This is a genomic window from Bradyrhizobium genomosp. III (genome assembly GCF_000261705.1).
GTDB lineage: Bacteria > Pseudomonadota > Alphaproteobacteria > Rhizobiales > Xanthobacteraceae > Bradyrhizobium > Bradyrhizobium ottawaense.
In genome coordinates this window covers 1-20781 of the sequence record NZ_AJQF01000517.1, presented here as the reverse complement: position 1 = coordinate 20781, position 20781 = coordinate 1, and the positions used below count along the sequence as shown (strand labels likewise).

Genomic DNA, 20781 nt, shown 5'->3' with positions numbered 1-20781 from the left:
CAGGCGCAGGGCTATCTGTTCAGCAAGCCGCGGCCCGCCTCCGACGTGACGATCATGCTGGGTCGCCCGCGGCTGCTTGCATCGGCTTGAGGACCCTATTGTTTGAGCATGATCTATTCGGAAAACCGCTTCGCACTTTTCCGGATCATGCTCTAGCCGCGGCGCAGGGCGAAATGGGCGCCGCAGAATGCCATGACGGCGCCGAGGCACAGCGCGGCGAGCCCGGCCAGCACGCCCGAGACGGTCGGGACCGGACTCGGCGCCGAGGCCACCTGGCCCGCACCGGCGAGCAGCAGCACGCCGACCGCGATCAGGAACTGCCGCATCCGTTGCGGGATCTGGCCGTCGGCGGCGCTCTGCATCAATGTCGCCGTGAAATAGCCGCCGGAGAAGCCGACCGTCGCGATCAGCCACCACGCGATCGCCGCGCCCGCGGGTATGAACTCGTGCGTGTCGGAGCGCCAGAGACCGCCGAGGTCGAGCCCATAGCGCGCGCCCAGCATGTGCACCGCGAGCGCGAGCAGCACGCCCGATATCACGGCGGCGCCGAGAATCAGGCGGCGCGGAAAAAAGGTCGTCTCAGCCATGCCTCGCTTGTAGGATGGGCGAGGGCGATCGCGCAAGCGGATCGCGGGCGGGATTGATGAATCGAGATGCAGGTCTTGGAAGCCGAGGTCACGTCAGTCACGAGCTATGCCTATAAGGCGTCGCTGATCGGCTCGGCGCATCGCTTCGAGCTGACGGAGCAGGGGCTGTCCTGGCACATCGGCGGCCGCACCTCGTTGTGGCCTTATGACGAGATCAGCGCGATCCGGCTGTCGTTCCGCCCGGTGTCGATGCAACAGCACCGCTTTCGCGCCGATGTCACTCACAGCAGCGGCCGCCGCATCGCGATCCTGTCGACGAGCTGGCAGACCGCGGCACTGATGGCGCCGCAGGACAACGGCTTTCGCGCGTTCATCCTCGCGCTGCACGCCCGGATGGCGAAGGCGGGCAGCCGCGCGGTGCTGACGGCGGGGCTCGGCCGCACGGCCTATGCGGCGGTGCTGGCGTTCCTGGCGGTGCTGACGGTGGCGATGGCGGGCCTGTTGATCCGCGCCCTCGTGAGCGGCGAGTTCGCCGGCGCGCTGTTCATCCTCGGCTTTGCCGCGCTGTTCGCCTGGCAGGTCGGCGGCTTCGTCCGGCGCAACCAGCCGCAGAGATACAGCTTCGATCAGGTGCCGAAGGCCCTGCTGCCCTAGGTGCAATCGGCCGCAATCAAACGTGACTTCGCGCAACCGCGCCGATGCCGCATCGTGCCGCCATGTCAGTCATGGACCGCAGCACGCGTCTGCCGACGGCAGACGAGATCGCGGGAATCAACCGCACCCATCTGATCGAGACGCCGCTCCGGCCGGCCGACCTGCTGTTCATGTTCGGCACCCGCGAGGACGTCGGCTTGCGCGCAGACACCGCCGCGCGGCTGTGGCGCGAGGGCTATTTCCGCTGGTCGATTGTCAGCGGCGGTGTGACGCCGGGCTCGGAGCAATCCGAGTGCACGGTCATCAAGGCTGCGATGATTGCGGCGGGCATTCCGGCGGACCGGATCCTCGAGGAGCATCGCGCGATGAACACCGGCGAGAACGTGATCTTCTCGCTGCCGATCATCGATGCGGCGCTGAGCCTTGCAAACATCCGCAGCGTGATCTGCCTCGGCAACACCTGGACCGCGCGGCGCTATCCGATGACGCTGCACCGGCACTGGCCGGAGGTGACGAAGATGCTGCTCACCGTCGACAGCTTTGCGACGCCGCGCGCGCTCTGGCACACCGACGCCGAATTTTGCCGCCGCATGCTGCACGAATGGGACAAGATCGAGCTGTACAGGGCGAAGGGCTTTATTGCGGAGTGGCCGGAGGCCTGAGAGGCCTCCGCGAGCTACTCCGTGGAGTCGAAATCCTCTTCCTTGGTGCCGAGCAGCGAGACGATCGTGCGCAGGCCGGAATCGAGCTGCTCGAAGGTGGGCGGCGCGAGGGCGAGGCGCACCGCATTCGGTGCATGGCCATGGGCGATCGCGAAGGTGGAGGAGGGCGTCAGCGCGATGCCGCGCCTCGCTGCTGCTCCGACGAAGGTCTGCGAGCGCCAGTGCGGCGGCAGCGTCAGCCAGAGATGATAGGAGCGCGGATCGGCCGCGTGCTGGTAGCCGGCCAGCAGCCTTGCGGCGGTCTGCTGCCGCCGCGCGGCGTCGATTCGCTTCAGCCGCGTCAGCTCGGCGACGGTGCCGTCGGCCATCAGCCGCTGCCCGGCAGCCAGCGCATGGCCGGAGGCGATCCAGCCGCCGGTGCGCACCGCGCTCATCACGCTCTCGCGCAGGTGAGGCGGCGCCACGAGGATGCCGAGCGCAAGGCCCGGCGCGACCTTCTTGGACAGGCTGTCGATCACGATGCAGCGGTCCGGGCCGAGCGCGGCGAGCGGCGTGTCGTCGGCGAGGAAGCCGTAGACGGTGTCCTCGATGATGGTGAGGTCGAGCTTTTCGGCGACGCGCATGATGTCGGCGCGCCGCGTCGCGTTCATGGTGACGCCGAGCGGGTTCTGAATGATGGGCTGCAGATACAGCGCCGACAGATGCGCCTCGCGATGCGCTTTCTGGATCGCATCGGGACGTGCGCCGAATTCGTCCATGGGAATCGGGACCAGCGTGATGCCGAGCCGCGCCGCGATGCTCTTGACGTAAGGGTAGGTCAGCGCTTCGACGCCGCAGCGGCCGCCGGTGGGGACGAGCGCCGCGAGCGCGGCGGCGAGCGATTGCTTGCCGTTGGCGGTGAAGACAATCTGCTCGGCCTGCGGCGCGAAGTCCTTGCGCGCGAGATAGGCGGCGGCCGCGTTGCGCGCGCTCTTGGTGCCGGTGCTGGTCGAGACGCGCAGCGCGGATTCGAGCGCGTCGACGCGCTCGAGCCCCGCAAGGCTCTTGGCGATCATCGCCCATTGCTGCGGCAATAGCGGATAATTGACCTCGAAATCGATCCGCGCATCGCGCGGCTCGCTCAATGCTTCGACCTCGCGCCTGATGTCGCCGGAGATGAAAGTGCCGCGGCCGACCTCGCCGACGACGAGGCCGCGACGGAGCAGCTCCGTATAAACCCGGCTCGCGGTCGAGACCGCGATGCCGCGGTCATAGGCAAAATTGCGCTGCGGCGGCAGCCGATCGCCGGGCCTTAACGTGCCGTTAGAGATATCCGAGGCAATGGCATCGGCAAGCTTCACGTACTCGAACTTGGACATTATTGCACCGAGAGCAATGTTTTACTTGCTCCGAGCAGTGTACTGGAGCATTTAAGTTCCATCAAGTTCCACGATTGAGCCGAGGAGAGCGAGAGCAATCCGACGGCAAATGAGGTGCAGGCGCTGACGGCGTCGGCGCCAACGGCACCTGCTTCGCCGCGCGGGACAACAGGCCGGAGAAGAAACATGACCACGATCTCGCAAACTGCCGGGCGGAGTTTACGCCCATCCTCAACGGGCGGATTTTTTGCAACGCTCGCCCAGGGCGCCTATGCGCTGTTCAACCGCCTCGAGCGCCGCTCGGCGGTGAAGACATTGAACGAGCTCGACGACCGCGCCCTGCGCGACATCGGGATCACGCGCAGCCAGATCGAGGACGCCGTCTACGGGCAGGTCAAGGCCGAACTGACGCGGTATCTGTGAGGCGAACTCTCTCGTGTCCCGGACGCGCTGCAACGCGTAAGCGTTGCTGCGCAGAGCCGGGACCCAGAGGGCCACAACGCGTGCTGCCACATGGGCCCCGGCTCTGCAGCGCACCGCCGAAGAGGCGCTGCGCTGCGTCCGGGGCACGAGACCTTTGTTCAACGATAGACATGGTTCGTCATCCTCGCGGCGCAGCTCGCCCGAGCTTTGCTTCATCTCTTCACCCTCATAATTGAAAGAGGGCGCAGGGAAGGCCGGGAGCCGGCTGGCACCCGCGGTCCACTGTGCGATGTTGCAGTAAGGAAATCTGCACAGCGGCATACAGGTGTAGCCAGGACATCCCGGCCTTCCCTGCGCAGTGGCTTTACGGCTTATGTCGTGCTCTCCCCGGGGAGCGTTGCACTATTGCCCCCGTCGCCTTGCGGATGGCTGACGAGCGCGTCCGGTTGGACGATACCCATCACCACAAGACTTGACGCACAGACCCCGGGCGTCAGGACCACACGGTTTTGCCGTACGCCGATCACACCGGTCGTGTGCGCGACGGTTCTGCTCACGGCTCTCCGCCCTGCAAAACCCTTCGCGCCGATGTGACCCACGTCCACCGCCGTCCGGCCCGCGTTCGTGACGATCGCGATACGCCCCTCTTCCTTGGGCCGGGTTGCCGCGACACATACGTCATTTCCGAATTTCGGTAAAGTGGAATATTTTCGCCGCCATGCGTTGACCGATACCTTGGGTGTTTTGCCCGTCGGGCAACGCAAGGTCTGGTAGCTCTCGTGTCCCGGACGCGCTGCAACGCCCTTCGCGTTGCTGCGCAGAGGCGCGACCTAGGAGGCCACGGCATTCCCTAATGCATGGGCCCCGGCTCTGCAGCGCATCACTTCGTGCTGCGCTGCGTCCGGGGCACGAGAGCGGAGTTTCCGGCGCACACCTGCATCGTCACACTCGCAATGACGGGAATAGGTCAGAGCCTAGTGCCTCACCACCAGCACCGAGCACTTTGCGTAGCGCACGACGTGCCCGGCATTGGAGCCCAGGAAATAGGTGCGCATTGCCGGCCGGTGCGAGGTCATCACGATCAGATCGGCCTTCATGTGCACGGCTTCCTCCAGGATCTCGTGGTAGATGCCGCCCTGGCGCACCACGCTGGAGATGCGGCTCGGCTCGATGCCGGATTCGCGTGCGACGATGGCGAGGGCTTCTTCCGAGGTCTGGCGCTGCTGCTCGTCGAAATCGGCCGGCACGTATTCGGCCAGCATCACCGGCGTCATCGGCAACACGTTGAGCAGGCGCACCTGGCCGCTCCAGGTCTGCGACAGCGTTGCCGCGGTCGCGATCGCCGGCTTGGCGAGGTCGGTGTCGGCGAGGTCGATGGGCACGAGGATGGACTTGAACATCTGCGCCTCCAAATCTTCCAGTCAGCACGTTTTGCCGGCCGTCGCGATCACCCAGATCGAAGCAGCTTGGGGCTGGTGAACCGCACCAGCTTGCCGCGGCGGTAGGCCACGTCACCCCAATCCTTGACGTCAAAGTCGAAGATCGCAAGCCCCGCGGTGGGCAGATTGTCAGCGAGCGCCCTGGCGCCATCAGGATCGCCGCCACCCATCAGCATCAAGGCAGCCTCGTGCATGCCGGGATTATGGGCGACCAGCAGCAATTGCTTCGGGTCGGCCGGGGCGGTTGCGGTGCGAATGGACTCCAGGATCTGCGCAGGATCGGCGCCGTAGAGCTCCGGCAGGATCTCGACCTGCGGCGTCGGGACGCGGTCCTTCATCGCCTCCCAGGCGACGTCCCAGGTCTGCCGGGCCCGGACGGCGTGCGACACCAGCACGGTCTCGGGGAAGGGCGGATGGGTGGCGATCCAGTCGCCGATCCGGGCGGCATCCTTGTGGCCGCGATCGTCGAGCCGCCGGTCCTGGTCACGGCCGCTCGGCGCGTCAGTCTCGGTCTTGGCGTGACGCAGCAGCATCAAACGGCGCATGGCATTCTCGAATCGTTACGGTCGCTGATAATGTACAGACGCGGGTGAGGACAAGGTGACAAGCGCCCGCTCAGTCCTCTAAGAAAACGGCATGAGCGAGACTTTCACAAGCGTGTCCCAGGAAGAAGCCGGCTTTCGCGACCGTGTGCGGCTGTCGTTCGATCTCGACGCCGACATCTGCGTCATCGGTGCCGGGCTTGCCGGGCTCTCCATCGCGCTGGAGGCGGCCCGGCTCGGGGCCAGTGTCGCGGTGCTCGAGGGCCGTCATATCGGCTGGAACGCCTCCGGCAACCAGCTCGGCACCGTGATGCCGGGCTTTGCGCTGCCGCTCACCGACCTGATCGAGCGCATCGGCTTCGAGGACGCGCGTGAATTGTGGACGCTGTCCAAGGAGGGGGCCGAGTTCGTCCGCGCCAACGCCACGGAAGAGAACATGCCGGGGATCGCCCCGAGCAACGGCGTGCTCGAGGTCTCCAACGTCGACGCCGGCGACCGTCTGATCAGCCGGTTGCAGATGCTGAACGAGGATTTCGATACCGAGGTCGAAGGCTGGCAGGTCGATCGCGTCCGCGAGGTGCTCAGGACCGATCGCTATTTCCACGGCGTGTATTATCCCAAAGCGTTCCAGGTCGACGGCCGCAAATATGTGCACGGCCTTGCGGCGCTGGCGCGGCGGGCAGGCGCCCGCATCTTCGAGGACACGCCGGTCGTCAGCATCGATCATTCCGGCATCCGCAAACGCATCGTCACGCCGTCGGCGCGTATGCGCGCGACCCACATCGTGCTTGCCGGCAACATCCATCTCGGCGCACCCTTGCGGCGCCTGTCGGAGACGCTGCTGCCGGTCTGGCGCTATGCCGGCATCACCGCGCCGCTCGGCGAGCGCGTGCACGAGATCATCGCCTTCAAGGGAGCGGTGATGGATTCCGACGGCGTCGACCATTTCCGCATCGTCGACGGCGACCGGCTGATGTGGGAGAGCCCGGAGACCACCTGGGCCGCGCGTCCGCAGCGCTTTGCAGGCAGCGTCAGGCGGCGGATCCGCACGATCTTTCCGGAGCTCGGCAATGTCGAGGTCACTGATATGTTCGGCGGCGCCACCGGCCAGACCGTGCACGGCATGCCGCAGATCGGCCAGTTGCGCAAAGGTCTATGGGTGGCGAGCGGGTTCGGCCGCCAGGGCATGAACACCTCCGCCATGGCCGGGCAGATGATCGCGCGCAGCATCCTGTGGGGCGATGAGCGCTGGAAGCTGTTCTCGCCGTTCGAGCTGGTCTGGGCGGGCGGCGCCACGGGGCGGGTCGCGGGCCAGCTGGTCGGGATCTGGGGCAGGGCGAGTTCCGCCGCCGCGGGCTCGCTCGCCCGCTACCGCGAACGCGCCAGGGTCAAGGACAGGGAGCGCGAGGCGCGCCTTGCCGAAGCCAATCGGGCCGCCGGCACCGGTCCGCGCCGCCCGCCGCCCGCCGTCAGGCCGCGACCGGCCCCGCCCCCGAAACGCGCGGTTCGGGAGGCAGAGCATGCCGTGGAACCGGCCTCGCATGATGGCGCCGCCTCCCAATAAGTTGAGAGAAAATCCGCCCGGACGTGTAACTTCGGCCGACAGAAGCCCGTATCTCAGGGCGTGGATTGCCCGCGCACGGAGAATGAGATGTTTGACCGCCGCATCCTGTTGACGACTGCCGCCGGCCTGTTCGGCCTTGGGGCCTTCCGCTGGCTGAGAGCAACGCCCGCCGAGGCTGGCGAGAAAGCCGCGGAAAAGTTCGAGATCACGAAGACGGAGGCTGAATGGCGCGCCCAGCTCACGCCGCAGCAATATGAGATTCTGCGCAACCACGGCACCGAGCGGCCCGGCTCCAGTCCGCTCTTGAAGGAGCACCGCAAGGGGACCTTCGCCTGCGCCGGCTGCGACCTGCCGCTGTTCGCGTCCGAGACCAAGTTCGAGAGCGGTACGGGCTGGCCGAGCTTCTACCAGCCGATCGAGGGCAATGTCGGCAAGACCGAAGACCGGGCCTACGGCATGGTTCGCACAGAGGTGCATTGCCGGCGCTGCGGCGGCCATCTCGGCCACGTCTTCGACGACGGTCCGAAGCCGACCGGATTGCGCTATTGCATCGACGGTTTCGGGCTGGTTTTCCACCCCGCGGCGGCGTCAGCGACGTAGAGTTTACCTTGTCATTCCGGGGCGGTCCGTAGGACCGAGCTATGGTGCGCGCTTGCGCACCTGAGAATCTCGAGGTTCTCAGGTACGCAATTGCGCACCAGAATTCGATGCTGACGCTCGCTCCGGAGCGACGATGTGTCCCGGCAATTGTTGCCGGTCCCGGCAAATGTGCCCCGGTCATCAGGCTGGGGCTTTTTTGTTAAGTCATTGTTTTTCTGAAGATACCCGCATTGGCATAGCCCTTGCGACTGTCTCCTCCGACTGCGGCCATGTCGACCCGCCGCCGAGATCGGATTTGGAGACAAAGTTATGGGTATCTTCGATGCAATGAACACCTCGGTGGGTGGCCTGCAGGCGCAGTCCTACGCGCTGCAGAACATCTCCGGCAACATCGCGAACTCATCCACCACCGGTTACAAGGGCATCGGCACCAGCTTCGTCGATCTCATCCCCGACTCCTCGGTCCCGAGCAAGCAGGTCGCGGGCGGCGTGACGGCCAACGCCAAGGCCACCATCACCACGCAGGGCACGATCTCGGGCTCCACCGTCGCCACCAACATGGCGATCACCGGCGACGGCTTCTTCTCGATCCAGAAGGCGAGCGGCGTCGTCGACAACGTGCCGGTCTTCACCGGCGTCACCTATTACACGCGGCGCGGCGACTTCCAGCTCAATGCCAACGGTAATCTGGTCAACGGCGCCGGTTATTACCTGATGGGCGTCACGGTCGATCCGAAGACCGGTAACCCGACCGGCAGCGTGGCAAACGTGCTGCAATTCCAGAACAACTTCATTCCGGCGCAGGCGACCACCTCGATCCAGTACGCTGCGAACCTGCCGACCCAGCCGAACACGGTGGCGAAAACGACCGCGTCGAGCGGCACGCTGCTGGCGGCCGGCGGGCTGAACCCGTCCGATTTCGCAGCCAACCCGCTGCCGGTCGGCACACCTCCCGCGCCCTATGCCAACGCATTGGTGTCCGGCGCGGCTGCAACCGGCAACGTCCGTTCGGCCTACTCGTCGACGACGGGCACGGGCACGGTCGCACTCCAGAACAATTCGTCGGCGGTGGCCTCGACCACCACATCGCTCGATAACGCGGTCGGCACGCATCTCGCCTCCAGCATCCTCACCGCCTTGAGCGGCCAGACGCTGACCATCAATGGCAACACCATCACGTTCAACGGCGGCACGACGGTCTCGACCGTCGGCAACAACACCACGATCGGTCTCGGCGCGGGCACCACGGCGACGGTCGCGGACATCCTGAACGGGATCCAGACTGCGGGCGGCGCCGGCGTCACGGCCTCGCTCTCCGCCAGCGGCAACATCGTGATCTCCAGCGGCACCGGCACCGACGTGGCGGTCGGCAGCGGTACGGCCGCCACCGCGCTCGGCATCAGCAGCGTAACCCGCGGCGGCAACGTGCTGTCCTCGCCCGCGATCTCGGGTGCAACGGTGCTGAGCGGCAGCGCGACCGCCGGTGGCGCCCAGGTGCTCTCGTCCGGCTTCGCCGCCGGCGATACCATCACCGTCAACGGCCAGACACTGACTTTCGTCTCGCCGCCTACGGTTCCCAGCGCCGCTCAGATCCTCACCACCGACAATGTCACGACTCTGCTCGGCAAGATCGACGCGCTCTCCGGCGCCTCGGGATCGTCGGTCAGCAGCGGCGGCGTCATCACGCTGAACACCGGCACCGTCTCCAACCTCTCGGTGTCCAGCTCCAACAGCGCTGCCTTCTCGGCGCTCGGCTTCACCTCGACCATCACCAAGAACCGCGACGGCGGCGGCACCGCCGGCACCGGTGGCGTGATCGGCAACGACATCGCGACCTTCACCAAGGAATCGATCAGCGGCGGCGCGGTGACCGCCTACAACGCCGCCGGCACGCCGGTGAACCTGCAATTGCGTTGGGCCAAGACCGACAGCGCCTCGCTGGGCGCGGGTCATTCGGATAGCTGGAACCTGTTCTACCAGACCGATCCGAACGCCACCGGCACGACCGTCGGCTGGGTCAATACCGGCCAGACGTTCACCTTTGCCAGCGACGGCTCGCTGACCTCGCCGAGCGGCTCGGGCATCACCATCAACAATGTCAGCGTCAGCGGTCAGTCGCTCGGCTCGGTCGCCTTCAACATCTCCTCGGGCGGACTGACGCAATATGCCAGCACCAGCGGCGCGGTGACCATCAACACCATCACGCAGAATGGCTATGCCGCCGGTCAGCTTCGCTCGGTCGCCGTCAACAACAACGGCATCGTGGTCGGCACCTTCTCCAACGGCCAGAACCTCAACCTCGCTCAGGTTCAGCTGTCGCACTTCAACGGCACCAATTATCTGAAGGCGATGGACGGCGGTGCCTATGCCGCGACCGAGCAGTCGGGTGACGCGATCGACGGCGCTTCGGGCACCATTAGCGGCTCGTCGCTGGAGGGATCCAACACCGACATCGCCGACGAATTCACCAAGCTGATCGTGACCCAGCAGGCCTATTCGGCCAACACCAAGGTGATCACGACTGCGAATTCGATGGTGCAGGACCTCTTGAACGTGTTGCGCTGATCGGCGCGTAACGTAACCAAAGGCGGCAAGTAACATGGGTTTGAGTTCAGCCCTCGCCAGTGCGATGAGCGGTCTGCGTGCCAACCAGGCCGCGCTCTCGATCGTTTCCTCGAACGTCGCCAATGCGCAGACGCCGGGTTACGTCGTCCAGACCCCGAACCAGATCGAGGTCACCACCGGCGATTTCGGCTCGACGGCGATGACGACCGGCGTCAGCCGGGAGCTCGACACCTATGTGCTGAACCAGCTGCGCACCGAGACCGGCGGCAGCGGCTACGCCGATCAGATGGCCAACATCCTGAAGCAGCTTCAGAATGTCTATGGCACGCCGGGCAACAGCGGCACGCTCGAAACCGCGCTGAACAAGTTCACCACGGCGCTGCAGGCGCTGTCGACCAGCTCGGGCGCCTCATCGGCGCAAACCGTGGCGCTCGGTGCGGCGCAGGCGCTGGCCACGCAGCTCAACGTCACCACCAAGGGCATCCAGTCGCTGCGCTCCAATGTCGAGCAGGATCTCGGCAACTCGGCGCAAGCGGCCAACGTCGCCATGCAGCAGATCGCCGACATCAACACCAAGCTGCAGGGCCTGTCGGCCAACGATCCCTCGGCCGCGACGCTGATGGACCAGCGCGACCAGGCCATCAACACGCTGTCGAAATATGTCGACGTCCGCGTCACCACCGACGGTTCGAACCAGGCCAACATCTACACCACGACGGGCATCCAGCTCGTCGGCGCCGGGCTCGCCTCGCAATTCACCTTTGCTTCCGCCGGCGCGCTGTCGGCGACCTCGCTCTACAACATCGATCCGGCCAAGTCCGGCGTCGGCGCGCTCAACATCGTGCTGCCGAACGGCTCGAAGGTCGACGTGGTCGCCAACAACGTGGTCTCCTCGGGCCAGATCGCAGCCGATCTGAAGCTGCGCGACGAGACGCTGGTGCAGGCGCAGAACCAGATCGACCAGCTCGCTGCCACGATGTCGAGCGCGCTGTCGGACAAGACCACCGCCGGCACCACGGTGTCGGGCCCGCCGGCCGGCTTCGACATCGACCTTGCCGGGGCGCTGCCGGGCAACACCGCCACCTTCACCTACACCGATACGGCGACCAACACGAAGCGCCAGGTCACCCTTGTCAACGTCACCGATCCGGCGGCGCTGCCGCTGCAGAACGCCACCAACGCCAATCCGATGCAGATCGGCGTGAACTTCTCCGGCGGCATGGGCGCGATCGCTTCGGCGCTCAACACGGCGCTCCCCACCTCGCATTTGACGTTCTCCGCCGCGCTGCCGCCGGCGAGCGCCACGACGCTGCGGATCACGGACGACAACAGCGGCCTTGCCAAGGTCAGTTCGTCCTCGATCACCAAGACGATCTCGTCGCTGACCTCGGGCAATCCACAACTGCCGCTGTTCACCGACGGCGGACAGGCGCTCTACACCGGCGCGATCACCGCCTCGGGCTCGCAGATGACCGGCCTTGCCGGACGCATCGCCGTGAACACGCAGCTGGTCAACGACCCGACCAGGATGTCGGTGTACAACACCTCGCCGGTGACGCCTTCGGGTGACACCGCGCGTTCGGACTATCTCTACTCGCAGCTCACCTCGGCGGTGTTCTCCTATTCGCCAACGAGCGGTCTCGGCTCGGCGAGCCAGCCCTTCACCGGCAGCGTTTCGAATTATCTGCAGCAGTTCCTGAGCGTCCAGGCCAATTCCGCGACCCAGGCCACCCAGCTCCAGCAGGGCCAGAGCGTCGTGGTCTCGACGCTCCAGGCCAAGTTCGACTCGACCTCCAAGGTCAATCTGGACTCGGAGATGTCGAACCTGATCCAGCTGCAGAATGCCTATGCCGCCAACGCCCACGTCATGTCGGTGGTGCAGAGCATGATGAATACGTTGCTCCAGGCTCAAGTGTAACAAGTAACAGGGCTCTGAAACATGTCGATCAGCAGCATCAACTACTCTTCGTCGATTCTCGGCTCGCAGATCCGCAACATCAATCAGCAGCTCACCGACCTGTCGACGCAGCTCTCGACCGGCAAGCTGTCGCAGAACTATTCCGGGATGGGCACCAACGAGGGCTTTGCGATCGCCGGGCGCGCGCAGCTCTCCAACATCGCCGCCTATACCGACACGATCACCAACGTCAATGTCAGCATCAACCTCGCCAACACCGCGCTGCAGTCGCTGACCAAGATCCGCAGCACGGTGCAGACGGGCGCGGCCAACACCGCGCAGGATCTCAACGTCAACGGCCAGACCATCGCGCAGAACACCGCCGCCGCCCAGTTCGGCTCGATGGTCGGCGTGCTCAACACGCAGACGGGCAACCGCTATCTGTTCTCGGGGACCGCCGTCAGCACGCAGTCGGTCGCGGATGCCGGCGACATCATCAACGGCACCACGACGCAGGCGGGGTTCAAGACCGTGATGGCGGAGCGCCAGGCCGCCGACCTCGGCGACGGGATGGGTCGTCTGGTGCAGTCGACGCTGCCGTCGGGCGCGATACAGGTGTCCGAGGACGTTGCCGGTTCGCCGTTCGGTCTGAAGGTCGCGGCGGTCTCCTCGACACTGACGGGCGCCACCATCACCGGTCCGAGCGGCTCGCCGGTGTCGTTCTCGGTCAATCTCAACGGCCTCAATCCGAACAACGGCGACAAGCTCAGCGTTCAGTTCACCTTGCCGGACGGCTCGACCGAGCAGATCGACCTGACCGCCTCGACGGCTACGCCGACCCCGGTGGGCAGCTTCGCGATCGACGCAAGCACCCCCGTCAACCCGGCCAACACCGCGACGAATCTCAACACGGCGCTGAACACCGCGATCAAGAAGCTCGCGGGCACCTCGCTGGTGGCGGCATCCGCGGTCACGGCGGGCGACAATTTCTTCAACACCGCCAGCTCTGCGATCGGCACGCCCAAGACCAGCCAGGCGGGCCCACTCGTACCGATCAGCGGAGCGACGGCGCTGTCCGGTGCGAGCCCCACGGACTCGATCTCGCCGGGTTTCGTCGCCGGCGACACCATCACCGTCAACGGCACCACGCTGACCTTCGTGGCCTCGGGCGCGACCGGCAACCAGCTCAACGTCGGCGACAGCGTCCAGACGCTGATGAGCAAGATCGACGCGATCACGGGGACGTCGAAGCCGTCGACAATCCATGGCGGTTCGATCACGATCAACACGGACGATGCGGCGAGCCTGAACATCACGAGCTCGAATACCGGCGCGCTCGGTTCGCTCGGTTTCAGCGCGACGCCGGTGACCGCGACGCAGCCGCCGCTGCGCGTCGGCTCCTCGCCCGCGAGCTCGGCGACGACGCTGGTCAACGGCTCGGCCAACACCGTGAAGTGGTACACCGGCAATGACGGGCCCGGCCCGGCGCGCTCCACCGCGATGGCGCGGGTCGACGATTCCGTCACGGTGCAGTACGGCGCCCAGGCGAACGAGGACGCGATCCGCCGGCAGCTGCAGGCAATCGCGGTGTTCGGGACCTTCTCGACCTCGCCGACCGGGCAGTATTCGGGCGGGCAGGTCGCCGCGCTGAGCCTGCGCACCACCCAGGCGCTGACCCAGCAGCCCGGCCAGCAGCGCATCGAGGACATCCAGACCGACATCGCGATGGCCCAGAACACGATGAAGGACGCGAGCACGCGCCAGACCCAGGCCAAGGCGCAGCTCCAGACCATCATCGACCAGGCGGAATCGGCCTCGCCGGACGAGGTCGCGAGCCAGCTGCTGGCGCTGCAGAACGCGCTCCAGGCGTCCTACCAGGTGACCTCGAACCTCGCGCAGCTGTCGCTCGTCAAGTTCCTGTAAGGATGCGTTAAGGCGCCGTTAACCATGCCTCTTTACCTCTTGGTGAGGATTGGAGCGGGGCGGAGCTGCCGATGTCGGACAGGATGCAATTGGTAGTGGCAACGCCGTGCTTCGGCGGGCAGGTGTCGAGCATCTATGCGAGCTCGATCTTCGCGCTGCAGCGGGCCGTGCACGGCATGTCCAATCTCGAGCTCAAGGTGCTGCTGCGCGACGGCGATGCGCTGATCACCCGCGCGCGGGCCAATCTGGTCGCGATGTTCCTGGACGATCCCAGGGCGACGCATTTCCTGTTCATCGATGCCGATATCGGCTTCAAGCCGGAGCAGGTGTTCAGGCTGATCGAATGCGGCGCGGACGTCGTCGCCGGCTGCTATCCGATCAAGCGGGTCAATTGGGATAAGGCAAAGCGTGCGATTGACGCCGGCCGCACCGACGTGCCGGCCGCCTCGCTCGATTACGTGCTCGAGATCGAGGACCCCGATCGCATCGTCGTGGTCAACGGCTTCACCCGGGTGCGTTATGCGGGCACCGGCTTCCTGATGATCCGGCGCCAGGCGCTGGAGGCGATGTGCCGCCATCCGGACTATGCGGCCTTGCAGTTCTTCCGCGAGCATTCGCACGATACGCTGGCGGCGAGCCAGAACCGTTTCGCGCTGTTCGAATGCATGATCGATCCGGCGACCGGCACGTATCTTTCCGAGGACTTCGCCTTCTGCAAGCGCTGGACCGATATCGGCGGCGAGATCTGGGCCGATATCCAGAGCTCGCTCGATCACGTCGGGCCGTCGGTATTCCACGGCGACATCGCCTCGCAATTCGCGCCGGCGCCCGCGGCGGCGGCCGATGCGGCGTGAGCCTTCCGGGATGAGCGCCGGCGCATCCCGTCTGTCAGGTCAGGAGCGCGCCCCCGACGGCGGCTCGCGTTATCGCCTGCGCGATCTCTTCACGCCACTGGACACGCTGCTCGTCTCCGGCGGTGATCCGCGGCTGGCGCTCGACGCCAGCGATCGCGTCAACGGCTATGGCTGCGCGGCTTCGCCGGAGCCGGAGATCTGGAATTTCGCCTCCTCGACCGCATCGACGATCTCGCAAATGGCCTACGACCGTGCCGCGCTGGCGCGCGAAGAGCTGATGCACAAGTGCCTGTTCGACGAGGTCGAGGTCGCCTTCGATGCGCGCTGCGAGGACATGCGGGACGAGCTGCGCGGCCATCTCCAGCTCTCGCCGCGCGTCGACGTCGTGTTCTCGCCCTCCGGCACCGACTCCCAGCTCCACGCCCTGTTCCTGGCGCGCGCGGTGCTCGGCGCGCCGCCGGTGACGATCGTGGTCGGCGCCGACCAGACCGGAAGCGGGACGATCCACACCGCCCGCGGGCACCATTTCAGCTCCATGACGGCGAGCGGCCTCGCGGTTCGCAAGGACGGTGCGGTTGCGGGGCTCGCCGGCGCCAGTCTCGCATTGCCGCTGCTCGGGACCGCGCCGGGGATTGCGATGCGCGCGGACGCGGATGCCGCGGTGCTGCATGCGATCGAGGCCACGATCGCGCAAGGCGCGCCCGTGCTGCTCCACATCATGGACGCATCGAAGCTCGGCTGGCGCGCACCGAGCGCGGCCTGTCTCGACGAGATGGCGCGCCGCTGGCCGCGCAAGGTCCAGATCGTCGTTGACGCCTGCCAGGCCCGGCTCGGCCGCCGCCGGCTGCGCTCTTATCTCGACCGCGGCTATATGGTGCTGATGACAGGCTCGAAATTCTTCGGTGGGCCCGCCTTCAGCGGCGCGGTGCTGGTGCCGAAGGGCCTTTCGCGGTCGCTCGACCGGGTCGAGGGGTTTGCGCCTGGTATCTTCGACTATGCCGGCCGTTGCGATTGGCCGGTGGCCTGGACGGCGCTGCGTTCGCGCTTCGAACGCCGTCCGAATTTCGGTCAATGGCTGCGCTGGGAAGCGGCGCTGGCCGAGATCGGCCGCTACTACTCCGTATCAGGGGCTTTCCGCGCCGAGATGCTCGCCGAGCTCGCCGCCGGCATCGACAGCATGATCGCGCTGTCGCCTTCGCTTCGCGCCGTCCCATCCGCGATCGGGACCGCCGGCGTGGATGATGAGGAATTTGCACAAACCACGATCTTTCCGTTCATCCTGCTGCGCGACGGCAAGCCGGTCTCGATCGCCGAGACCGCGGCCGTTCATCGGGCGCTGGCGCGTGACATGAACGAGGCGATCGGCGGCAGTGCGGCGGACCGGCAGGTCGCCGTGCAGCGCTGCCTGATCGGCCAGCCGGTCCGGCTGGAGCGGCAGGGCGAGGCACCGCAGGCCGTACTGCGCCTCTGCGTCGGCGCACGGCTCGTGACCGAGGCCTGGTCGCCGGACATGGCGCAGGCGCAACGCAACGTGCAGCAGATTCTCGATCGCATCGCCCATGTCCTGGTAAAGATCGAGCTGCTGCTCGACCGTGGCGCGGTTGCGGCCGTGCCGGTAAACTCCGCGTTCGAGGTGTGAGATGCAGCATCCGGTTTCCGCGCCGCTTCGCATGACGGCGGCGAACTACGCCGATCGCATCGGCTTTGCGCAGCTGACGCGCCAGGCCTTCGAAGGCGTCGACCTGCATCCGTTGCGCGACCAGCTGCTGGCGCGGATCGCGGCGGGGACCGCACTGGCGGGCGAAGGGCTGGATCTGTCGTTGATCACCCAGCTACTCGGCGACAAGGATCAGGGGCTTGCGATCCAGTCGGAGGTACTGAGCTTCCACCAATTGTTTCGCACGCCGGGCGCTGCTCCGAAGCCGGGCTTGCGCGTGCTCGCGCTGGCAGCCGACATCGACATGGGCGGCAACACGCCGATCGATTTTCTGCTCGAAGACTCCGACATCGAGCTGTTGACGCTCTACGTGGTCAAGGGCGTCGGTCTGCCGGAGAATTTGCCGGAGCATGACGTCGCCATCGTGGTCGCCTCCGATTCCGAGGAGTGCCGAGATGCGCTCGCCTCGATCGAGAAGGCCGCGCCGCACTGGCCGCGGCCGCTGCTCAATCGTCCCGATCGCATCGGCAATCTCGATCGCGACAAGCTGCATCGGCTGCTGGCCGGCGTGCCGGGTCTCGACATTCCCGCGACCATCCACGCGACGCGCGCGCAATTGTCCGAGCTTTCGCGAGGGCAGATCGCCTGCCGGGACATCGCGGCCGAACTGCGCTTTCCGATGATCGCGCGGCCGCGCGGATCGCATGCCGGCGTCGGACTCGCGAAGCTCCACGATGCGGCCGCGCTCGCAGCCTACCTTGCCGAGCGTGATGAGCAGGATTTCTTCGTCGCGCGCTTCGTCGACTATGTGAATCCCGACGGGCTCTACCGCAAATATCGTCTCGCGATGGTCGACGGCAAACCCTACGCCTGCCACATGGCGATCGCCGACCGCTGGGACATCTGGTATCTCAACGCCTACATGGCGTTCAGCGAGGAGAAGCGGGCAGAAGAAGCGATCTTCATGCGCGACTTCGATCACGCCTTCGCCGCGCGCCACGGACGCGCGCTCGACGAGATGAGCAGGCGTGTCGGCCTCGATTATTTCATCGTCGATTGCGCCGAGAACCAGGACGGCGAGCTCCTGGTGTTCGAGGCCGACAACACCGCCGTCGTGCACAACATGGATTCGCCGGTCGTGTTTCCCTACAAGCCGCCACAGATGCGAAAGATCTTTGCGGCGTTCTCGGCGATGCTGTCGCGGCATGCAGGAGCCGGCGAGGGGAGTGCAGCATGAACGAGATCATCCGCAACGCGCAAAGCTCCGTCGCGCACGCCTCGCTCGACCCGCAGAACTGGAGCGAATTTCGCGCGCTCGCCCATCGCATGCTCGACGATGCGATCGACGGCGTCGCCAACGTTCGGGCGCGTCCGGTCTGGCAGCCGATTCCCGATGCGACCCGCGCGGCCTTCAAGGCCGACGTGCCGCGCGAGGCGAGCGACCTCGCCGAGGTCTACCGCGAATTCGCCGATCACGTCGCGCCCTATGCGACCGGCAACGTCCATCCCGGCTTCATGGGCTGGGTGCATGGCGGCGGCACCGCGGTCGGCATGATCGCGGACATGCTCGCAGCCGGCCTCAACGCCAATCTCGGCGGACGCGACCACATGCCGATCGAGGTCGAGCGTCAGATCGTCGAATGGATGCGTCGCCTGTTCGCCTTTCCGGACAGTGCGAGCGGCATCTTCGTCACGGGCACGTCGATGGCCAATCTGATGGCGGTGCTGGTGGCGCGTAACGCTGCGCTCGGCACGCTGGCGCGGCAATACGGCATCGGCAATGACGGCGCGGTGCTCACGGCCTATACGTCGCAGGCCGCGCATGGCTGCGTCTCCAGGGCGATGGACATCGCCGGGCTCGGCACCGACGCGCTGCGCAAGATCGGCGTCGAGGCCGATCATCGCATCGACGTAGCCGCGCTGCGCGCGCAGATCACAATCGATCGCGAGGTCGGTTTCAAGCCGTTCCTCGTCGTTGCCTCTGCCGGCACCGTCGATATCGGCGCGATCGACGACCTCGAGGCGATCGCGGAGCTGTGCCGCGAGGAGGGAATCTGGTTTCACGTCGATGGCGCATTCGGCGCGCTTGCGATCTTCTCGCCCGAGCTCGCGCCGCTGCTCGGCGGCATCGAGCTCGCAGATTCCATTGCACTCGACTTTCACAAATGGGGGCAGGTGCCCTACGACGCTGGCTTCCTGCTGGTGCGCGACGGCGAGCTGCATCGGCAGGCCTTCGCGCAGCCCGCGGCCTATCTGCGCCGCGAGGCGAGGGGGCTTGCGGCGGGCGCGGTCTGGCCCTGCGATCTCGGCCCCGATCTTTCGCGCGGCTTCCGTGCGCTGAAGACGTGGTTCACGCTGAAGACATTCGGCACCGATCGGCTGGGTGCGACGATCACGAGAAGCTGCGCGCTGGCGAAATATCTGGAGGCCCGCGTAATGGCTGAACCGCGGCTGGAATTGCTGGCGCCGGTCAACCTCAACATCGTCTGCTTCCGCTATCGTGCCGATGATGCGGTCAATCGCGAGATTGTCGCCGACATCCAGGAGTCCGGAATAGCAGCTCCCTCGAGCACGACGCTGGGCGGCAGGTTTGCGATCCGCGCCGCGATCGTCAATCACCGCACCGAGGAGGCGGACATCGATGCGCTGGTCGCGGCTGTGCTGGAGTTCGGCGGCCGGCGGTGCGGCGACGGGATGATCGAGGTCGAGGCACCGCCGCTCGCGGCGCAATAGCACTGGTGCATGGCTGAAACGACAACGGCCCCGGAGACGATCCGGGGCCGTTGTCGTTTGCGGACTGGGTCGTTCGCGTGGCGCGGCCGCGCGCGGTCAGGCGGCGGAGCTCACGTCCTTGGCCGCTTCCGTCTGGGGGTGGGTGGCCTCGAATTGGCTCCGCAGCTTCTCTTCATAGGCGATCAGCTTGCGGGCATCCTTCAGCGCCCGGTAGAGGTCGCCGTTCAGGATGTTGTTGTTGATGCCCTCGATGATCGGCCAGGCGCTCGGCACCGCGGTGACGATGTCGCGCACCAGGTTGAAATAGGTGCCGTGCTGGCTCTGCGGATCCGGCGAGATGTACATGAGCTGGACCGCCAGATAGACGAGCTTCGCCGGCGAATCCGCGGTCTCCGGCGTGAGGATGTCGCGCTCGCGCAGGATCGGCACGTTGTCGCCGTCGATCAGGAGGCGCGCGCGCTGGTCCGTGTTGGTAATCACGCAGTTGCCGACGATGATGCGTTCGTGCGGTCTGAGCTCGACCTTGAGGGCCATTGCCTGTTCTCCATCAACGCTTTCGTAACCGAGCGCTCGTTGCGGCCTATTAAGACGTGATTCTCGCTCGGAATTAGTTAACGACCTGTAAATTCCCGCCGTTCACGCGGGAAACCGCAATATTTTCAAGCTCGTACCCTTGCGGCTGCGCGGCGATCTTGCGCGGCGTCCCCGGCCGAATCACGCGAAACCCGGCAAAGGCACGGATTTCATTTCATGTTTCGTTAGAGGTCTCGGCGCCACGGTCCGCCGGTCGCTGGGTCACTCTCGATCCAAGCAGACGAGTAACAGTTGCGTCGTTTACCAGAAAGGTAACAGAGTTATGTCAGGCATCGTCCTCTCCGCGTCGGTTCGCCAGAACCTCCTCTCCCTCCAGTCCACTGCTGATCTTCTCGCCACCACGCAGAACCGTCTGTCGACCGGCAAGAGTGTCAATTCGGCCCTGGACAATCCCACCAACTTCTTCACCGCCCAGTCGCTCGACAACCGCGCCAGCGACATCAACAATCTGCTCGATGGCATCGCCAACGGCGTGCAGGTGCTGCAGGCTGCCAACACCGGCATCACCTCGCTGCAGAAGCTGATCGACTCTGCGAAGTCGATCGCCAACCAGGCGCTGCAGACCACGGTCGGCTACTCCACCAAGTCGAACGTCTCCGCCACCATCGCCGGTGCGACGGCGGCCGACCTGCGCGGCACGACGAGCTTCGCCAGCGCGACCGCAAGCAGCAACGTTGTGTTTAGCGGCGCGGCCGGCGGCACCACGGCGGCGAGCGGCACCACGACCCT

18 protein-coding genes are annotated in these 20781 nt (G+C 66.0%); 13 read left to right on the top strand and 5 right to left on the bottom strand.

Going from position 1 to position 20781, the window contains the following annotated elements:
* Positions 1–152: 152 nt before the first annotated feature.
* Positions 153–587, bottom strand: a complete 435-nt coding sequence (locus tag IC66_RS0140130; RefSeq protein ID WP_028144325.1) for a hypothetical protein — start codon at positions 585–587, stop codon at positions 153–155.
* 66 nt (positions 588–653) lie between these two features.
* Here IC66_RS0140130 and IC66_RS0140125 point away from each other — a divergent pair, with 66 nt between their 5' ends.
* Positions 654–1241: a hypothetical protein gene (locus IC66_RS0140125; RefSeq protein WP_028144326.1), complete on the top strand. Its 588-nt coding sequence runs from the start codon at positions 654–656 to the stop codon at positions 1239–1241.
* 62 nt (positions 1242–1303) lie between these two features.
* Positions 1304–1903, top strand: a complete 600-nt coding sequence (locus tag IC66_RS0140120; protein ID WP_038951242.1) for a YdcF family protein — start codon at positions 1304–1306, stop codon at positions 1901–1903.
* A gap of 14 nt (positions 1904–1917) precedes the next feature.
* Here IC66_RS0140120 and IC66_RS0140115 read toward each other — a convergent pair whose 3' ends face one another.
* Complete coding sequence (locus tag IC66_RS0140115) at positions 1918–3261, bottom strand: aminotransferase-like domain-containing protein (protein WP_038951240.1); 1344 nt, start codon at positions 3259–3261, stop codon at positions 1918–1920.
* Between the two features lie 186 nt (positions 3262–3447).
* On the opposite strand from IC66_RS0140115, the gene IC66_RS0140110 reads away from it, so the two are divergent.
* Positions 3448–3684 carry a DUF1127 domain-containing protein gene (locus tag IC66_RS0140110; protein ID WP_026201826.1) on the top strand — a complete coding sequence of 79 codons (237 nt, stop codon included), beginning with the start codon at positions 3448–3450 and terminating at the stop codon, positions 3682–3684.
* Between the two features lie 974 nt (positions 3685–4658).
* On the opposite strand, the gene IC66_RS0140105 is transcribed toward IC66_RS0140110, so the two are convergent.
* Together IC66_RS0140105 and IC66_RS0140100 are read right to left on the bottom strand one after the other, a co-directional pair.
* Positions 4659–5084, bottom strand: coding sequence for a universal stress protein (locus IC66_RS0140105; protein WP_038951239.1), 426 nt, complete (start codon positions 5082–5084; stop codon positions 4659–4661).
* Between the two features lie 47 nt (positions 5085–5131).
* Complete coding sequence (locus IC66_RS0140100) at positions 5132–5668, bottom strand: SixA phosphatase family protein (RefSeq protein ID WP_038951238.1); 537 nt, start codon at positions 5666–5668, stop codon at positions 5132–5134.
* Positions 5669–5759: 91 nt separating this feature from the next.
* Between IC66_RS0140100 and IC66_RS0140095 the strand changes: the two genes are divergently transcribed.
* The 9 genes from IC66_RS0140095 (at position 5760) to IC66_RS0140055 (ending at position 19458) form a co-directional block, all read left to right on the top strand.
* The gene (locus IC66_RS0140095; RefSeq protein ID WP_038951236.1) at positions 5760–7229 is read left to right on the top strand and encodes an NAD(P)/FAD-dependent oxidoreductase; all 1470 of its coding nucleotides are present in this window, start codon (positions 5760–5762) and stop codon (positions 7227–7229) included.
* An 87-nt stretch (positions 7230–7316) separates the two neighbouring features.
* Positions 7317–7829 (top strand): peptide-methionine (R)-S-oxide reductase MsrB, encoded by a 513-nt coding sequence (msrB, locus tag IC66_RS0140090; protein WP_028144330.1) that lies wholly within the window; start codon positions 7317–7319, stop codon positions 7827–7829.
* A gap of 309 nt (positions 7830–8138) precedes the next feature.
* Positions 8139–10394 (top strand): flagellar hook-basal body complex protein, encoded by a 2256-nt coding sequence (locus IC66_RS0140085; protein WP_028144331.1) that lies wholly within the window; start codon positions 8139–8141, stop codon positions 10392–10394.
* A gap of 34 nt (positions 10395–10428) precedes the next feature.
* Positions 10429–12312 (top strand): flagellar hook-associated protein FlgK, encoded by a 1884-nt coding sequence (gene flgK, locus IC66_RS0140080; RefSeq protein ID WP_028144332.1) that lies wholly within the window; start codon positions 10429–10431, stop codon positions 12310–12312.
* 21 nt (positions 12313–12333) lie between these two features.
* Positions 12334–14214, top strand: a complete 1881-nt coding sequence (locus IC66_RS0140075; protein ID WP_028144333.1) for a flagellar protein — start codon at positions 12334–12336, stop codon at positions 14212–14214.
* Positions 14215–14285: 71 nt separating this feature from the next.
* Positions 14286–15068 carry a hypothetical protein gene (locus IC66_RS0140070; protein ID WP_028144334.1) on the top strand — a complete coding sequence of 261 codons (783 nt, stop codon included), beginning with the start codon at positions 14286–14288 and terminating at the stop codon, positions 15066–15068.
* Complete coding sequence (locus tag IC66_RS0140065) at positions 15058–16707, top strand: hypothetical protein (protein ID WP_038951235.1); 1650 nt, start codon at positions 15058–15060, stop codon at positions 16705–16707. The genes IC66_RS0140070 and IC66_RS0140065 overlap by 11 nt, the downstream gene beginning before the upstream one ends.
* A 1-nt stretch (position 16708) precedes the next feature.
* Positions 16709–17962 carry an ATP-grasp domain-containing protein gene (locus tag IC66_RS0140060; protein WP_038951234.1) on the top strand — a complete coding sequence of 418 codons (1254 nt, stop codon included), beginning with the start codon at positions 16709–16711 and terminating at the stop codon, positions 17960–17962.
* On the top strand, positions 17959–19458 hold the full coding sequence (locus IC66_RS0140055; protein WP_038951233.1) for a pyridoxal phosphate-dependent decarboxylase family protein: 1500 nt from the start codon (positions 17959–17961) through the stop codon (positions 19456–19458). Before IC66_RS0140060 ends, IC66_RS0140055 begins: the two co-directional genes overlap by 4 nt.
* A gap of 96 nt (positions 19459–19554) precedes the next feature.
* Here IC66_RS0140055 and flbT read toward each other — a convergent pair whose 3' ends face one another.
* Entirely contained in the window at positions 19555–19992 is a 438-nt protein-coding gene (gene flbT / locus IC66_RS0140050) for a flagellar biosynthesis repressor FlbT (protein ID WP_028144338.1), read from the bottom strand.
* 322 nt (positions 19993–20314) lie between these two features.
* On the opposite strand from flbT, the gene IC66_RS0140045 reads away from it, so the two are divergent.
* A partial coding sequence (locus IC66_RS0140045) for a flagellin N-terminal helical domain-containing protein (RefSeq protein ID WP_038951232.1) occupies positions 20315–20781 on the top strand: 467 nt, incomplete at its 3' end.

Coding starts and splice junctions, on each gene's coding strand:
- IC66_RS0140130 (WP_028144325.1), bottom strand. CDS start 587: ATGGCTGAGACGACCTTTTTTCCGCGCCGCCTGATTCTCGGCGCCGCC.
- IC66_RS0140125 (WP_028144326.1), top strand. CDS start 654: ATGCAGGTCTTGGAAGCCGAGGTCACGTCAGTCACGAGCTATGCCTAT.
- IC66_RS0140120 (WP_038951242.1), top strand. CDS start 1,304: ATGTCAGTCATGGACCGCAGCACGCGTCTGCCGACGGCAGACGAGATC.
- IC66_RS0140115 (WP_038951240.1), bottom strand. CDS start 3,261: ATGTCCAAGTTCGAGTACGTGAAGCTTGCCGATGCCATTGCCTCGGAT.
- IC66_RS0140110 (WP_026201826.1), top strand. CDS start 3,448: ATGACCACGATCTCGCAAACTGCCGGGCGGAGTTTACGCCCATCCTCA.
- IC66_RS0140105 (WP_038951239.1), bottom strand. CDS start 5,084: ATGTTCAAGTCCATCCTCGTGCCCATCGACCTCGCCGACACCGACCTC.
- IC66_RS0140100 (WP_038951238.1), bottom strand. CDS start 5,668: ATGCGCCGTTTGATGCTGCTGCGTCACGCCAAGACCGAGACTGACGCG.
- IC66_RS0140095 (WP_038951236.1), top strand. CDS start 5,760: ATGAGCGAGACTTTCACAAGCGTGTCCCAGGAAGAAGCCGGCTTTCGC.
- msrB (WP_028144330.1), top strand. CDS start 7,317: ATGTTTGACCGCCGCATCCTGTTGACGACTGCCGCCGGCCTGTTCGGC.
- IC66_RS0140085 (WP_028144331.1), top strand. CDS start 8,139: ATGGGTATCTTCGATGCAATGAACACCTCGGTGGGTGGCCTGCAGGCG.
- flgK (WP_028144332.1), top strand. CDS start 10,429: ATGGGTTTGAGTTCAGCCCTCGCCAGTGCGATGAGCGGTCTGCGTGCC.
- IC66_RS0140075 (WP_028144333.1), top strand. CDS start 12,334: ATGTCGATCAGCAGCATCAACTACTCTTCGTCGATTCTCGGCTCGCAG.
- IC66_RS0140070 (WP_028144334.1), top strand. CDS start 14,286: ATGTCGGACAGGATGCAATTGGTAGTGGCAACGCCGTGCTTCGGCGGG.
- IC66_RS0140065 (WP_038951235.1), top strand. CDS start 15,058: ATGCGGCGTGAGCCTTCCGGGATGAGCGCCGGCGCATCCCGTCTGTCA.
- IC66_RS0140060 (WP_038951234.1), top strand. CDS start 16,709: ATGCAGCATCCGGTTTCCGCGCCGCTTCGCATGACGGCGGCGAACTAC.
- IC66_RS0140055 (WP_038951233.1), top strand. CDS start 17,959: ATGAACGAGATCATCCGCAACGCGCAAAGCTCCGTCGCGCACGCCTCG.
- flbT (WP_028144338.1), bottom strand. CDS start 19,992: ATGGCCCTCAAGGTCGAGCTCAGACCGCACGAACGCATCATCGTCGGC.